Annotated in this window: 14 protein-coding genes; 5 read left to right on the forward strand and 9 right to left on the reverse strand. The window is 69.6% G+C overall.

Features of this window, described 5'->3' with window-relative positions:
- Window positions 1-2 precede the first annotated feature (2 nt).
- The gene (locus tag ACZ4VF_RS11205) at window positions 3-1,169 is read right to left on the reverse strand and encodes an HpcH/HpaI aldolase/citrate lyase family protein (protein WP_467924978.1); all 1,167 of its coding nucleotides are present in this window, start codon (window positions 1,167-1,169) and stop codon (window positions 3-5) included.
- 174 nt (window positions 1,170-1,343) lie between these two features.
- On the opposite strand from ACZ4VF_RS11205, the gene ACZ4VF_RS11210 reads away from it, so the two are divergent.
- Window positions 1,344-2,072, forward strand: a complete 729-nt coding sequence (locus ACZ4VF_RS11210) for a TerD family protein (protein ID WP_467924980.1) — start codon at window positions 1,344-1,346, stop codon at window positions 2,070-2,072.
- Between the two features lie 16 nt (window positions 2,073-2,088).
- Here the strand turns inward: ACZ4VF_RS11210 and ACZ4VF_RS11215 are convergent, their stop codons facing one another.
- The 6 genes from ACZ4VF_RS11215 to ACZ4VF_RS11240 all read right to left on the reverse strand — a co-directional run bounded on the left by ACZ4VF_RS11215 (window position 2,089) and on the right by ACZ4VF_RS11240 (window position 6,559).
- Entirely contained in the window at window positions 2,089-2,826 is a 738-nt protein-coding gene (locus ACZ4VF_RS11215) for a TerD family protein (RefSeq protein WP_467924982.1), read from the reverse strand.
- An 88-nt stretch (window positions 2,827-2,914) separates the two neighbouring features.
- Complete coding sequence (locus ACZ4VF_RS11220) at window positions 2,915-4,054, reverse strand: DUF475 domain-containing protein (protein ID WP_467924984.1); 1,140 nt, start codon at window positions 4,052-4,054, stop codon at window positions 2,915-2,917.
- Window positions 4,055-4,130: 76 nt separating this feature from the next.
- The gene (locus tag ACZ4VF_RS11225) at window positions 4,131-4,709 is read right to left on the reverse strand and encodes a TerD family protein (RefSeq protein WP_189294074.1); all 579 of its coding nucleotides are present in this window, start codon (window positions 4,707-4,709) and stop codon (window positions 4,131-4,133) included.
- Window positions 4,710-4,820: 111 nt separating this feature from the next.
- Window positions 4,821-5,396 carry a TerD family protein gene (locus ACZ4VF_RS11230; protein WP_467924986.1) on the reverse strand — a complete coding sequence of 192 codons (576 nt, stop codon included), beginning with the start codon at window positions 5,394-5,396 and terminating at the stop codon, window positions 4,821-4,823.
- Window positions 5,397-5,533: 137 nt separating this feature from the next.
- Entirely contained in the window at window positions 5,534-5,992 is a 459-nt protein-coding gene (locus ACZ4VF_RS11235; RefSeq protein ID WP_467924988.1) for a peroxiredoxin, read from the reverse strand.
- A gap of 129 nt (window positions 5,993-6,121) precedes the next feature.
- On the reverse strand, window positions 6,122-6,559 hold the full coding sequence (locus ACZ4VF_RS11240; protein WP_467924990.1) for a DUF3052 domain-containing protein: 438 nt from the start codon (window positions 6,557-6,559) through the stop codon (window positions 6,122-6,124).
- A 381-nt stretch (window positions 6,560-6,940) separates the two neighbouring features.
- Here ACZ4VF_RS11240 and aceE point away from each other — a divergent pair, with 381 nt between their 5' ends.
- Together aceE and ACZ4VF_RS11250 are read left to right on the forward strand one after the other, a co-directional pair.
- A complete protein-coding gene (gene aceE / locus ACZ4VF_RS11245) occupies window positions 6,941-9,688 on the forward strand; it encodes a pyruvate dehydrogenase (acetyl-transferring), homodimeric type (RefSeq protein ID WP_467924992.1) in 2,748 nt (915 codons plus the stop codon).
- Window positions 9,689-9,812: 124 nt separating this feature from the next.
- Window positions 9,813-10,670 (forward strand): potassium channel family protein, encoded by an 858-nt coding sequence (locus ACZ4VF_RS11250; RefSeq protein WP_467924994.1) that lies wholly within the window; start codon window positions 9,813-9,815, stop codon window positions 10,668-10,670.
- Here the strand turns inward: ACZ4VF_RS11250 and ACZ4VF_RS11255 are convergent.
- Together ACZ4VF_RS11255 and ACZ4VF_RS11260 are read right to left on the reverse strand one after the other, a co-directional pair.
- Complete coding sequence (locus tag ACZ4VF_RS11255) at window positions 10,624-10,932, reverse strand: small hydrophobic protein (protein ID WP_467924996.1); 309 nt, start codon at window positions 10,930-10,932, stop codon at window positions 10,624-10,626. The two genes, ACZ4VF_RS11250 and ACZ4VF_RS11255, sit on opposite strands and share 47 nt — an antisense overlap.
- 213 nt (window positions 10,933-11,145) lie before the next feature.
- Window positions 11,146-12,765: an MFS transporter gene (locus ACZ4VF_RS11260; protein WP_467924998.1), complete on the reverse strand. Its 1,620-nt coding sequence runs from the start codon at window positions 12,763-12,765 to the stop codon at window positions 11,146-11,148.
- 88 nt (window positions 12,766-12,853) lie between these two features.
- On the opposite strand from ACZ4VF_RS11260, the gene ACZ4VF_RS11265 reads away from it, so the two are divergent.
- Together ACZ4VF_RS11265 and ACZ4VF_RS11270 are read left to right on the forward strand one after the other, a co-directional pair.
- Window positions 12,854-13,480: a TetR family transcriptional regulator gene (locus ACZ4VF_RS11265; RefSeq protein ID WP_467925000.1), complete on the forward strand. Its 627-nt coding sequence runs from the start codon at window positions 12,854-12,856 to the stop codon at window positions 13,478-13,480.
- A 104-nt stretch (window positions 13,481-13,584) separates the two neighbouring features.
- Window positions 13,585-14,802 carry an alpha/beta hydrolase gene (locus tag ACZ4VF_RS11270; RefSeq protein WP_467925001.1) on the forward strand — a complete coding sequence of 406 codons (1,218 nt, stop codon included), beginning with the start codon at window positions 13,585-13,587 and terminating at the stop codon, window positions 14,800-14,802.
- Window positions 14,803-14,833: the final 31 nt, after the last annotated feature.

Below are 14,833 nucleotides of genomic sequence, written 5' to 3' on the forward strand. Positions count from 1 at the left end.
GTTCAGCCGGGTATGCCGGCGGCGAGCAGTTCCACGAAGCCGACGTCCTCGCCGGCGACGCCGAACGCCTCCGCGCGCAGCAGGGTCCGCTCGGCCCAGGCGCGGTGCGGTTTCACTTCGTTCATCTTGTTCGTGTAGGCCGACCGGAGTACACCCCCGCCGCCGCGTTCCGGCCGCAGGATGTCCTGGGCGTCACTGAACTCCTCGTGACTGACCACGGAGAGCGCGTGGACGGGCAGGACGTGCGAGGGGTGGATGCAGGTCTTGCCGAGCAGGCCGTTGGCCTGGTCGAGGGAGATCTCCCGGAGCAGTCCGTCCATGGCGTGTTCGATCAGCTTCGCGCGCAGCTCCGCGGCCTGCACCTCCAGGAAGGGACTCTGTCTCAGCTGCGGCTTGAACATGCGTTCGGAGGCGCGGAAGTACTCCCAGACCGGTCCGGTGACGGTGAAGCCGGTGCCGTCGGCACGGCCGAGCATGTTCACGACGTCGGCGATCACCGAGGCGACGACCTGGACGTCGTAGGCGGTCATGTCGGGGGCGCGGCGCAGGCCGTAGGAGGAGCAGAAATCGGTCACGCCGAGGCGGAGGGCCAGCACCCGGTCGCGGTACTTGTCGACCGCGCGGAAGATCCCCTCCAGGGTCTCCACACGGGACTCGCGGTAGAGCAGCTCCGGGGACTCCAGGACGGGCATGGCGAAGAGGCGCCGGCCGCAGGCCCGCTCGGCCGTGGTGAGGGCCTCCAGGAAGGGGAGGCCGCGTCCCTCGGTGAACTTGGGCAGCACGAACCCGGACAGCAGGCGCACGTCCGGGCCGAGGCGGCGGACCAGGTCCGGTATCTGCTCGGGGGCGCGGACCCGGATGAACAGCAGGGGCGGCTCCACGCCGGGCCGGGCGGCCAGCTCGGCGAACTGCCGGACCAGGTTCTCCTCGCCCGGCCCGACGTCCGCGTCGTCGATCGAGTCCTCCAGGCACAGCACCATCGAGACCACGCCGTTGCCGGCCTGTTTGACGATGTCGTCGGCGAGCCGGGGCCGGGTGGCCGGGCTGTACAGCGTGGCGCCCAGGGCCGCGGAGAGCAGCCGGGCCGGGGAGTCGGCGGTGAACGCGCACGGCTCCTGGTGGAAGAGGCGCTGTCGCACCTCGGGGGCGATGTGCCCGAAATGACGCATAGGACTCCCTCGGGGTGCGCGTCATGTCTCTGGGTTCGGTAAAGGGTGGCCGGTAATAGTACGTAGGGATCCGTGTCGGGAGTTCCCCGCCGGCGTGAATTTCCGGTGACCGCCCCTGCCGGCACCGCCGCCCCCGCATTGTCGTGACCAGGACCGAGAGGGCAGGATGACCGCATGACGCACGCGATGCTGAAGGGGTCGAACGTCCCGCTGGAGGCCACCACGGTGCGCGCCGTGCTGCGCTGGACGCCCGGGCAGGGCGTACCGGACGTGGACGTCTCGGCGCTGCTGCTGGGCCCCGACGGCCGTGTGCGCTCCGACGAGGACTTCGTCTTCTACAACCAGCCCCGGCATCCCTCCGGAAAGGTGTGGCGGCTCGGCAAGAAGCGGATCACCGAGGGGCTCACCGACACGATCCAGACAGACCTCTCCGGTGTGGAGCCGGGAGTCGGCCGGATCCTGCTGGTGGCCTCCGCGGACGGGGTCGCCTTCGACCGGGTGCCGGCGCTGTGCATCCTGCTGTACGACGCCTCGGCCGCCGAGGGGGAGCCGCTGGCCCGGTTCGAGATCAAGCCGGAGACCGGCGCGGAGACGGCGCTGATCTGCGGTGAGCTGTACCGCCGCGGGGAGGGCTGGAAGTTCCGGGCGCTGGGCGAGGGCTACTCGAACGGGCTGAAGGGGCTCGCGACGGACTTCGGCATCTCGGTGGACGAGTCGGAGATGGAGGAGGAGCCGATCGCGTCGCCGCCGTCCCCGCCGTTGCCCCCGGAGCAGCCGACCTCCGCGGTTCCGGCGCAGCCGCCCGCGTACGGCTACCCGCAGCCGATGACGGCGCCGGCGGCCGTGGCGGGGGACGGTTCCTTCCGGCTGCCCCCGCAGGGGCCGCAGTTCATCGGGCGGTAGGGCGCCCGAGCCGCCCCTACCTGTCCACCTTCGTCTTGTACCCCCTGCCCCACTGCAGGCCCCACCCGTACAGGCGGTCCAGCTCGCCCTGGAAGCCGTAGACGAACTTGACCTCGCGGCGGACCGTCAGTTCGCCCTTGGTGTTCTCGATCATGACCACGGCGCAGGAGCGGGCCTGGGGGTGGCGTTCGTCGAGGCCTATCTCGATGCGGGGGCCGTTGCTCGGGTAGAGGGTGACGACGGCGTGGGTACGGTCGAAGGCGGGCGTCTGGTCGTAGATGTACACGAAGACCAGCAGACGTTTGATGGCGTCGCGGTGGTCGAGGTTGACGTACATGGTCTCGCCGGACCCCGAGCCGAAGCGGTCGTCGCCGCTGAGTTTGATGTACGGCGGTGCGTTGACGTCGCCGAGGTAACCGCCGAGGGGCTGTACGACCCCCTTGGTGCCGTCGGCCAGCTCGTAGAGGCAGCCGAGGTCGAGGTCGACGTCGACCATGCTCTGTCCGTGCCCCAGGACCTCCGGCGGCTTCAGTGCCTTGAAGGGGTGCCGGAACAGGCTGGGCCGCTGGATCCCGTCGAAGTCGGAGGAGCGCATCCGCCAGGAGAGGTTGACGCGCAGGTTGCCGGTGGCCGCCTCCTGCTTGGTGAGGGACACCGTCTGGTGCCGCCTGGTCAGTTCGATGGCGTTGGTCGAGGCGTTGCCCGAGTCGAAGTCGGCGGCGCGCCCGCCCAGCAGTCCGTCGAAGAAACCCATTCCCGCCCCCAGGTACCCGTTGTGACGCCGACGGGGCGGCCGGCCGTGCCGGCCGCCCCGCTCAGAGCGTTCCTCACCCGCCGGGGTGTCACACCCCGGAGGAGACCTCGGCCTTCTCGTCGCTGCCCTCGCCGGCCGCGGCCAGGGCGCGGTTGCGTCGGACGGAGGAGAAGAAGGACCAGGCGATCAGGACGACACCGACCAGGCCGGTGATGACCTCGTGGATCTCGTACTGGATGGTGATCATGAGGATCACGGCGAGGGCGCCGATGGCGTAGTGGGCGCCGTGCTCCAGGTAGACGTAGTCGTCGAGGGTGCCCTGCCGGACCAGGTAGACCGTGAGCGACCGGACGTACATCGCACCGATGCCGAGGCCGAGGGCCATCAGGACGATGTCGTTGGTGACCGCGAAGGCGCCGATCACGCCGTCGAAGGAGAAGGAGGCGTCCAGGACCTCCAGGTAGAGGAACATGAAGAACGCGGCCTGGCCGGCCAGGACGATCGCGGGCTTCTGCTTGCCGCTGCGGGCGGCCTCTTCCTCCTCCTCGTGCTCGCGCTCCTCCTCTTCCTCCAGCTTGTCCTCGAAGTAGCCGGAGAGGCCGCCGACGACCATGTAGGTGATCAGGCCGGCGATCCCGGAGATCAGGACGGTCTGCGCCTTGTCGACGTGGATGCCGCCGTGCTGGTGGGCGTGGGTGGCGAAGGTGAAGGACGTGACCAGCAGGACGATCAGGGCGATGCAGACCGACAGCATGTCGACCTTGCCGAGCTTGGCCAGGGGCCGCTCGATCCAGCGCAGCCACTGGATGTCCCGGTCCTCGAAGATGAAGTCGAGGAAGATCATCAGCAGGAACATGCCACCGAACGCGGCGATCGCCGGGTGGGCGTCGGTGACCAGCTGCTGGTAGCGGTCCTTGTTGTTGAGCGCGAGGTCGACCGCCTCGATCGGGCCCATCTTGGCGCTGATCGCGACGATGACGACGGGGAAGACCAGCCGCATGCCGAAGACGGCGATCAGGACGCCCACCGTGAGGAAGATCTTCTGCCAGAAGGCGTTCATCTTCTTCAGGATCCCGGCGTTGACCACCGCGTTGTCGAAGGACAGCGAGATCTCCAGGATGGCCAGGATCGCCACGAGACCGAAGGCGGTCCACCCTCCGTAGAACACCGCCGCGACCAGACCGAGCGCGGTGACCGCGAACGACCAGCCGAAGGTTTTCAAAAGCACTGGCTACCCCATCGTGTGGTGGGGGCATCTCCCAGACGAAGTCTGGGGGAGGGTCTCCCCCGAGTCGTACCGAGTTTTACGAAACGTTGACTCCGAAGTCTAGAGCGATGCCTCGTAGACCCGACGCGTACCCCTGACCGACCGCGCGGAACTTCCACTCGCCCTGGTACCGGTAGAGCTCGCCGAAAATCATCGCGGTCTCGGTGGAGGCGTCCTCGCTGAGGTCGTAGCGGGCCAGTTCCTGGCCGTCGGCCTGGTTGACCACGCGGATGAAGGCGTTGGAGACCTGGCCGAAGGTCTGGCCGCGCTCGTCCGCCATGTGGATGGAGACCGGGAAGATGATCTTCTCGCACTGGGGCGGCACCTTGGCGAGGTCCACCAGGACGGACTCGTCGTCGCCCTCTCCCTCGCCGGTGAGGTTGTCACCGGTGTGCTCCACGGAGCCGTCGGGGCTCTTGAGCTGGTTGTAGAAGACGAACCACTCGTCGCCCAGCACCCGGTTGCCGGCCCCGCACAGCAGCGCGCTGGCGTCCAGGTCGAAGGGGGCGCCGGTGGTGGACCGCGCGTCCCAGCCGAGCCCGATCATGACGTTGGTGAGGTTCGGTGCGGCCTTGGAGAGGGAGACGTTGCCCCCCTTGGCGAGTGTGACGCCCATGATGCTGGTCCTCCCCTGGTGGTGCTTCCCTGGTTGTTCCTGCGCGTCCGGCGCCGCCCCCAAACGGGGCGGCGCCGGTCTCACGGGCTCTCGGTCCTCACACGCCTGCTGTCAGACGTTGACGCCGAAGTCCTGTGCGATGCCGCGAAGACCCGAGGCGTAGCCCTGGCCGATGGCGCGGAACTTCCACTCCGTGCCGTGCCGGTACAGCTCACCGAAGACCATGGCGGTCTCGGTGGAGGCGTCCTCGCTCAGGTCGTAGCGGGCGATCTCCTGGCCGCCGGCCTGGTTCACGACGCGGATGAAGGCGTTGCGGACCTGGCCGAAGGACTGCTGGCGGTTCTCGGCGTCGTAGATCGACACCGGGAAGACGATCTTCTCGATGTCGGCGGGGACACCGGCCAGGTCGACCTTGATCTGCTCGTCGTCACCCTCGCCCTCACCGGTGAGGTTGTCACCGGTGTGCTCGACCGAGCCGTCGGGGCTCTTGAGGTTGTTGAAGAAGACGAAGTGCTGGTCGCTCGCGACCTTGCCGGAGTTGTTCAGCAGCAGCGCGCTGGCGTCGAGGTCGAAGTCCGTGCCGGTCGTGGTGCGCACGTCCCACCCCAGGCCGACGATGACGGCGGTCAGGCCCGGGGCCTCCTTCGTCAGCGATACGTTGCCGCCCTTGCTGAGGCTGACTCCCACGGGTCCTCCATGTGGTGTCCAGGGGCGGGGAGCCCCGTCGTGCTTCGGATATGGGATCAACGTGCCGATCCTAGTGACGGGTTCCCGGCCCCCGCAGACCCTGGAGCCGAACCGTCACAGGTGTCGGCCCGGACGGCTCACAGAGTGTCGAGCGCCTTCACGTAGTCGCCGAGGTCACGGGCGTCCGGCAGGCCGTTGACCACGGTCCACCGCACGACACCCTCCTTGTCGATGATGAAGGTGCCCCGGACGGCGCAGCCCTTGTCCTCGTCGAAGACGCCGTACGCGCGCGAGACGTTGCCATGCGGCCAGAAGTCGCTCAGCAGGGGGTATTCGAGACCCTCCTGCTCGGCGAAGACGCGCAGGGTGTGGATGGAGTCGTTGGAGACGGCGAGCAGCTGGGTGTCGCGGTCCGCGAACTTCGGCAGGTTGTCGCGCAGCTCGCACAGCTCGCCGGTGCACACGCCGGTGAAGGCGAAGGGGTAGAAGAGCAGGACCACGTTCTTCTCGCCGCGGAAGTCCGCGAGCCTCACGCTCCGGCCGTGGTTGTCCTTCAGTTCGAAGTCGGGCGCCTTGTCGCCGACCTGGATCGCCATCGTCGTGCATCCCTTCGGTGGGCTGATCGGGTGAGAGCACAGCAAACGCTGGTCCCCACCCTACGCAGAGGTCACCGGGACGCCGCGGACGGGCCGAGCCGGGCCGGCCCGTCCGGGGGCGGACTCAGGTCACTTCTTGGGCTTGTTCGCCTTCGGCGTCGCCAGGCGCGAGCCGCTCCAGTCCTTGCCCACACTGACGCTCTTGGCGGCCGTCAGTCCGGCCGTCTTGGCGGCGTCCTGGATGTCGCTCGGCTCCACGTACCCGGAACGTCCGGTCTTCGGCGTGAGCAGCAGGATGGAGCCGCCCTCCTCGATGTACGTGGTGGCATCGACCAGCGCATCCGTCAGGTCGCCGTCGTCGTCACGGAACCACAGCACAACGGCGTCGGCCACGTCGTCGTAGTCCTCATCCATCAGGTCGCCTTCGACGGCTTCCTCGATGGCCTCGCGGAGCTCCTGATCGACGTCGTCGTCGTAGCCGATCTCCTGGACCACCTGCCCGGGCTGGAACCCCAGCCTGGCGGCAGGGTTCGTCCGCTCCTCCGCGTGGTCCGCGGTCGCGCTCACGGGTTGCCTCCTGATCATGTCTTGGTAAGTATCTCAGCCACGCGCGTGCGCGAAGCATTGGCCGTAGTCCACACGGGCGGGACGGATCGCGCAAGTACCCGGCCGTCGGGACCGTCGAAACGGTGACGATCCCGGCCGTGTCGCCGCAACTCCTGGCAGCGTATCCCGGTTCCACGCCCGCCACATCACACCGTTGTGCCCGGTTTGCACGGTTCGGAATCATCCGGGCTTACGTCGCTCGAACAAATTTGCCAAGCACGTCACACCCCGGGCGTATCGTTGCGTTTTGACCGGTACAGATGACGTACGCCGTTTCGAGGTACACGATGGGGAACGGTGTAGGCAGGTGCAGTGACTGGCCTCTGACAGGTAAGGAACAGCGTGGCTTCCGGATCCGATCGCAATCCGATCATCATTGGCGGCCTTCCGAGTCAGGTTCCTGACTTCGACCCCGAGGAAACCCAGGAGTGGCTCGACTCCCTGGACGCCGCCGTAGACGAGCGCGGCCGGGAGCGGGCCCGCTATCTCATGCTGCGCCTCATCGAGCGGGCCCGTGAGAAGCGCGTGGCCGTGCCCGAGATGCGCAGTACGGACTACGTCAACACGATCCCCACCAAGAGCGAGCCGTTCTTCCCGGGCAACGAGGAGATCGAGCGCCGGATCCTGAACGCGACCCGCTGGAACGCGGCCGTGATGGTCTCCCGCGCCCAGCGCCCGGGCATCGGCGTCGGCGGCCACATCGCCACCTTCGCCTCCTCCGCCTCGCTCTACGACGTCGGCTTCAACCACTTCTTCCGCGGCAAGGACGAGGGCGACGGCGGCGACCAGGTCTTCTTCCAGGGCCACGCCTCCCCCGGCATCTACGCGCGCGCCTACCTGCTCGACCGGCTCACCGAGCAGCAGCTCGACGGCTTCCGCCAGGAGAAGTCGGCGTACCCGAACGGCCTGTCCAGCTATCCGCACCCGCGCTCGATGCCCGACTTCTGGGAGTTCCCGACGGTCTCCATGGGCCTCGGCCCGCTCGGCGCGATCTACCAGGCGCGGATGAACCGCTACATGCAGGCGCGGGGCATCGCGGACACCTCCAAGTCGCACGTGTGGGCCTTCCTCGGCGACGGCGAGATGGACGAGCCGGAGTCGCTCGGCCAGCTGTCCATCGCGGCCCGGGAGGGTCTGGACAACCTGACCTTCGTGGTCAACTGCAACCTCCAGCGCCTCGACGGGCCGGTGCGCGGCAACGGCAAGATCATCCAGGAGCTGGAGTCGGTCTTCCGGGGCGCCGGCTGGAACGTGATCAAGCTGATCTGGGACCGCACCTGGGACCCGCTGCTCGCCCAGGACCGGGACGGGATCCTGGTCAACAAGATGAACATCACGCCGGACGGCCAGTTCCAGACGTACGCCACCGAGACCGGCGCGTACATCCGCGAGCACTTCTTCGGCGACGACCACCGGCTGCGCGCGATGGTCGAGAACATGACCGACGACCAGATCCTGCACCTGGGCCGCGGCGGCCACGACCACCGCAAGATCTTCGCGGCGTTCAAGGCGGCCAAGGAGCACAAGGGCCAGCCGACGGTCATCCTGGCCAAGACGGTCAAGGGCTGGACGCTGGGCCCGAACTTCGAGGGCCGCAACGCCACGCACCAGATGAAGAAGCTGACGGTCGACGACCTCAAGCGCTTCCGGGACCGCCTGCACCTGCCGATCTCCGACAAGGAGCTGGAGTCCGGCGCGCCGCCGTACTACCACCCGGGCCGGGACTCGGAGGAGATCCAGTACATGCACGACCGCCGCAAGGGCCTCGGCGGTTACGTCCCGACCCGTGTCGTCCGCTCCGAGCCCCTCGCCCTGCCGGACGACAAGACGTACGCGACCGTGAAGAAGGGCACGGGCCAGCAGTCCATCGCGACGACCATGGCCTTTGTGCGCCTGCTCAAGGACCTCATGCGGGACAAGGAGATCGGCAAGCGGTTCGTGTTGATCGCGCCGGACGAGTACCGCACGTTCGGCATGGACTCCTTCTTCCCGAGTGCGAAGATCTACAATCCGCTGGGCCAGCAGTACGAGTCGGTCGACCGCGAGCTGCTGCTCGCCTACAAGGAGTCGCCGACCGGTCAGATGCTGCACGACGGGATCTCCGAGGCGGGCTGCACGGCCTCGCTGATCGCGGCGGGGTCGGCGTACGCCACCCACGGCGAGCCGCTCATCCCCGTCTACGTCTTCTACTCGATGTTCGGTTTCCAGCGCACGGGTGACCAGTTCTGGCAGATGGCCGACCAGCTGGCGCGCGGGTTCGTCCTCGGCGCGACCGCCGGCCGTACGACCCTGACCGGCGAGGGCCTCCAGCACGCGGACGGCCACTCCCAGCTGCTGGCGTCCACCAACCCGGCGTGCGTGGCGTACGACCCGGCGTACGCCTACGAGATCGCGCACATCGTGCAGGACGGTCTGCGCCGGATGTACGGCGGCTCCCCCGAGCACCCGCACGGCGAGGACGTCTTCTACTACCTCACCGTCTACAACGAGCCCATCCAGCACCCGGCGGAGCCGGCGGGCGTGGACGTCGAGGGCATCGTCAAGGGTGTCCACCGCATCAGCGAGGGCACCGGCGGCTCGGTCCCGGCGCAGATCCTGGCCTCGGGCGTGGCCGTCCCCTGGGCCCTGGAGGCGCAGCGGATCCTCGCCGAGGAGTGGAACGTCAAGGCGGACGTGTGGTCCGCGACCTCGTGGAACGAGCTGCGCCGCGAGGCCGTGGAGTGCGAGGAGCACAACCTGCTGCATCCGGAGGAGGAGCAGCGGGTGCCGTACGTGACACGGAAGCTCGGCGGCGCGGAGGGTCCGTTCGTGGCCGTGTCCGACTGGATGCGGTCGGTTCCGGACCAGATCGCGCGCTGGGTGCCCGGCACGTACCAGTCCCTCGGCGCCGACGGCTTCGGCTTCGCCGACACCCGGGGCGCCGCGCGCCGCTTCTTCCACATCGACGCGCAGTCGATCGTGGTGGCGGTGCTGACGGAGCTGGCGCGCGAGGGCAAGGTCGACCGGTCCGCGCTGAAGCAGGCCGTCGACCGGTACCGGCTGCTGGACGTCTCGGCGGCGGATCCGGGGGCGGCGGGCGGCGACGCGTAACCTCCCCCGCTCTCGGCTTCGGCCACCAGAGGTCGTGGGGAGCTGCGGGTCGGTGGGCCCGATCGCGCGGTTCCCCGCGCCCCTCGCGGAGCGCTGCCCTTAAGCTTTCTTTACCATTGCGCCCATGGAGCAGAGCTCGGCGCAGGTGCGGTGGGAGCGGTATGCGCAGCGGCCGTTGCTGGCGCTCGCGGTGGCCTTCGCCGTGGCGTACGCGGCGCCGATCGTCGACGCCTCCGCCGGCCGCTCTTTGACGGTCGCGTGCACGGCGGTGGAGTGGGTGGTGTGGGGGGCCTTCGCCCTCGACTACCTGGTCCGGCTGGCCCTCGCCCCGCACCGCAAGGAGTTCGTACGCCGGCACTGGCTCGACCTGTGCGCGGTGGTCCTGCCGCTGCTGCAACCGCTCCGGCTGCTGCGGCTGGTGTCGACGCTGCTGCTGGTGGGCCGGCGGGCGCGGATGGCACCGCAGATCCGGCTGACCACGTACGTCGTCGGGGCCGTGATCGGCTTGCTGATGTTCGGGTCGCTCGCCGTGCTGTCCGTGGAGCGGGAGTCACCGCACGGGAACATCCGGACGCTGGGTGACGCGGTGTGGTGGTCGTTCACGACGATGACGACCGTCGGGTACGGCGATCACGCGCCGACCACCGGGCTCGGGCGGGTGATCGCGGTCGGGCTGATGCTCTCGGGAATCGCCCTGCTGGGTGTGGTCACCGCGAACATCGCCGCGTGGTTCATCTCGCGCTTCGAGAAGGACGACGTGGAGGAGCGCCGTCAGACGGAGGCGATCAGCGCGCTGACCGAGGAGGTACGGCTGCTGCGGGCCGAGGTGGCCCGTCTCGCCGAGCGCCCCGAGGAGGGGCGCGCGGCCGCGCGGCCGGCCACCACGCGGCCGTCGCCGCGTGAGCACCTGCCGCTGGGGCGGGACGGGCTGTCGGCTACAGGAGACCGTGGCCCCAGGCCGCCGCGCCCGCCAGGGCGATGACGGCCAGCAGGGTGTCGATCGCGCCCAGGATCAGGGCCACCAGGGCGGGGACGTCGCGGTCGTTCGACCACGAGCGGCCCATCGCCTGCCAACCGCAGAACATCGCCACCGGGCCCAGCACGATGCCCAGCGCGAAGAAGCCGGCCACCGCGCAGATCGTGCCGATGATCCCGAGCGTCGCACGGTCCGGCCCTGTCCGTTGCCACGTCCGGCCACGTGACCGGGGGTACCCGCGCGTTCCGTGCCCGAAGCCTGCCATCATCAACTCCCTGATGTCTGCGGACAGTTCGGCTTCGGACTGCGGGTACCCCGGTTCCGCCGGGACAGACGTGCGCGCGCCGCCCCCCTCCGGCAGCGCGCGCCGCGGCCGTCCGTCCCCCATGCCCTGCGGAGGACTTGACCCACTGTGACCTGCGGCGCGCGCCGAGGGCGAGGGATCTTGAGCGGAGTCACCCTGATAGGGGAACTCCGCCGCTCAGATGTGGCCGACGCCCGCGCCCGCCTCCGCGTTCGCGCCCCGCTTGGTGAACAGCGCGACGAGGACGGCGACCAGCGCGACCCCGGCCGCGACCAGGGAGGCGAGGCTCATGCCGGAGAGGAACGTGTCGTGCGCGACGGTGGTGATCTTCGCGGCGACCGGCTCCGGCATGCTCTTCGTCACGGGCGCCACACCGACCTGGACCGCCTCCGAGGCCTTGTCCAGCTGGCCGGGGGTCAGCTTCGGCAGCCCCGCGTCCGCCCACTTGCCCGGCAGGACACTGTCGACCTTGGAGGCCATCACGGCGCCCAGCACCGCCGTGCCGAGGCTGCTGCCGATCTGCATGGCCGCCTGCTGGAGACCGCCCGCCACGCCGGACAGCTCCATGGGGGCGTTGCCGACGATGACCTCGGTGGCGCCGACCATGACCGGCGCGAGGCCGAGGCCGAGCAGGGCGAACCAGAGGGACATCACACCGCTTCCGGTGTCGGCCTCCAGCGTCGACATGCCGTACAGCGCGACCGCGGTCACCGCCATGCCGAAGGCGAGCGGGATGCGCGGGCCGAGCTTGGTGATCGCGGTGCCGGCGAGCGGCGAACCGATGATCATCATGCCGGTGAGCGGCAGCAGGTGGGCACCGGCCTTGACCGGGCTCATCCCGTGGACGTTCTGCAGGTAGAACGTCACGAAGAACAGGCCGCCCATGAAGGCGATGGCCATCAGCACCATCAGGACGACACCCGCCGACAGCGCGACCGAGCGGAACAGGTTCAGCGGGATCAGCGGTTCGGCGACCTTCGTCTCCCAGAAGGAGAAGACGGCGAAGAGCACCACGGACGCGGCTATGAACAGCCACGTCTTACCGTCGCCCCAGCCCCAGGCCGGGGCCTTGATGAGCGCCCAGACCAGGCAGAACATCGCGCCGGACAGCAGGGCGATGCCGAGCAGGTCGAAGGAGCGCGGGGCGTTCTCGGCCCGGTGGTCGAGGAGGATCAGCGTGCCGAGGAGCAGCGCGAGGGCACCGACCGGCACGTTGATGAAGAACACCGACTGCCAGTTGACGTGCTCGACGAGGACACCGCCGAGGATCGGGCCGCCCGCGGTGGACGCGCCGATCACCATGCCCCACACGCCGATGGCCATGTTGAGCTTCTCGGCCGGGAAGGTGGCCCGCAGCACGCCGAGCGCGGCCGGCATCAGCAGCGCGCCGAACAGGCCCTGGAACACCCGGAAGGTGACGACCGCGGCGATGCTGCCCGACAGGCCGATGGCGCCGGAGGCGGCGGCGAAGCCGGTCACGCCGATGAGGAAGGTCTGCCGGTGGCCGAAGCGGTCACCGAGCTTGCCCGCGGTGATCAGGGTGACCGCGAGGGCGAGGAAGTAGGCGTTGGAGACCCACTGCACGTCGGCGAAGGACGCGTCCAGGTCGTCGCGGATGGCCGGGTTGGCGATGGCCACGATGGTGCCGTCGAGGGCCACCATCATGACCCCTACGGCGACGGTGATGAGGGTGAGCCACGGATGGCCGCGCAGGCCGGCGGACGGCCGCGGCCCCGACGGGGCGCCGGGTGCTTTGTCCCCCGGCCCTGTCGCGTCGATGGTGGTCTGACTAGTCATACACTCAGGCTAGTGACAGCGACTGACAGTTGACAAACCAGTTCACTCGTCGGTTACTGACACGAGATCGCCACGGGAGAGGGAGGCCATGGAGACGCTGCGGGAGCGCAAGAAGCGGCGTACGCGGGAGTCGCTGCTGCGGGCCGCTCTCGAACTGTTCACCAGCCAGGGGTACGAGCGGACCACCGTCGACGAGATCGCCGAGGCCGTCGACGTGTCCCAGCGCACCTTCTTCCGCTACTTCGCGGGCAAGGAGGACGTGGCCCTCGCGGTGCAGAAGATGACGGAGGCGGCCTTCGTCGCGGCCGTCCGCGCGCGTCCGCCGCACGAGGCGCCGATGAAGGCCCTGCGCCAGGCGTTCCTGGAGGGCTGGGACACGATCCGCGAGACCGTCGAGTCGGTCGTCCCGGTCGAGCTGTACCTGCGCATGTACCGGACCATCGAGTCCACGCCCGCGCTGCTCGCCGCCCACCTGCGCCGGTCGGCGGCGACGGAGGAGACCCTCGCGCGCGTGCTGGCGGAGCGGGAGGGCGTCGACGTGGACGCCGATCCGCGGCCCCGGCTGGCGGTGGCCGTCTTCGGCGGTGTGATCCGCGTCTCGGAGCGGCGGTGGTGCACGAGCGAGGACTTCGGCCTGGAATCGATCCGCACGCTCACCGCGGAGTACCTCGACCAGGTGGGTTCGGCGCTCACGGGAAACTGGCGGGCCGGCTGAGATCGTCGGGGAGATCACCGGCAACGTGTTCGGTAACCGACGAAACGTGATCCCTGTCACTCGGTTACCGCGAGACCGTCCCGTTCTCCTAGTGTGTCCTCCCAGTGACTTCCTTCGACACCTCCCCGCCATTGAACGTCTGGCGCGCACTGCTGGCGCTGTCCGTGGTGTTCGTGATGCTCGCGACGACCGGCTGGACCGCCCTGCGCACCCACCGGGAGTCGACGGCGCTGCAGGCCTCGCTCACCCGGTGGGAGCACGGCCGCGTCCACGGCCTCCCCCTGCCGGACCCCCACGCCGCCCCGGCGCGCCTCGCCCGCTTCTTCGCCTCGCTGACCCCGCGCGAGCGCGACCGTCTCGCCCACCGCTACCCGCTCGCGGTCGGCAACATGAACGGCGCGCCCGCCTCGCTGCGCTACCGGGCCAACCGCATCGCGCTGGACCAGGCCCGCAAGGTCGAGCGCACCCGCCTGCACGACAGCCGGCTCAGCACCGCGGGCCAGCAGGACGCGGCCCGCCGGATGGAGCGCTACGCGTCCCTGCGGGACCCCGGCCGGCACATCCTGGCCTTCGACCCCGAGGGCTCGGGCCGGGTCGCCGAGGTGTTCGGCGACCTCGACCGGGCCGAGCGGATCTCGGTCGTCGTCCCCGGGGTCGACACCGATCTGCTCACCTTCCAGCGGACGTACCGCAAGTACAGCGCCCCGGTCGGCATGGCCAAGGCGCTGTACGCGGCCGAGCGCACGGCGAGCCCCGCGACCCGTACCGCGGTGATCGCCTGGGCCGACTACACCTCACCGGACGGTCTCGGGGTGGACGCGGCCACCGGCCTGCGCGCCGCGGAGGGCGCCGTGCGGCTGAACGCGCTGCTGCGCGCCCTGCCCGGCCGGTCCCCGGTGTCGATGTTCTGTCACAGCTACGGCTCGGTGGTCTGCGGTGTGGCCGCGCGCGGGATGCCGCGCCGGGTCGCCGACATAGCGGTGGCCGCGAGTCCCGGGATGCGCGCCGCCGGCGCCTCCCGTCTGGGCACCACGGCCCGGGTGTGGGCCATGCGGGACGCCAGCGACTGGGTGCGGGACGTTCCGTACCTGGAGCTGGGCGGTCTCGGCCACGGTGCCGACCCGGTGTCCCCGGCGTTCGGGGCGCGGGTGCTGTCGGCCCGGGACGCCCAGGGCCACAGCGGTTACTTCCAGCCCGGCACGGACAGCCTGCGCAACCTCGCCGACATCGGCGTGGGCGCGTACGACGAGGTGACGTGCGCACGGGAGAACGATGCGTGCCGGTCCGGTCTGTCCGGCACGACGACGGCCGGACGCGCGTAGAGACAGCAGGAAGTGCGGTCTGCGCGGGTGG

This window comes from Streptomyces sp. NPDC029151 (assembly GCF_055564315.1).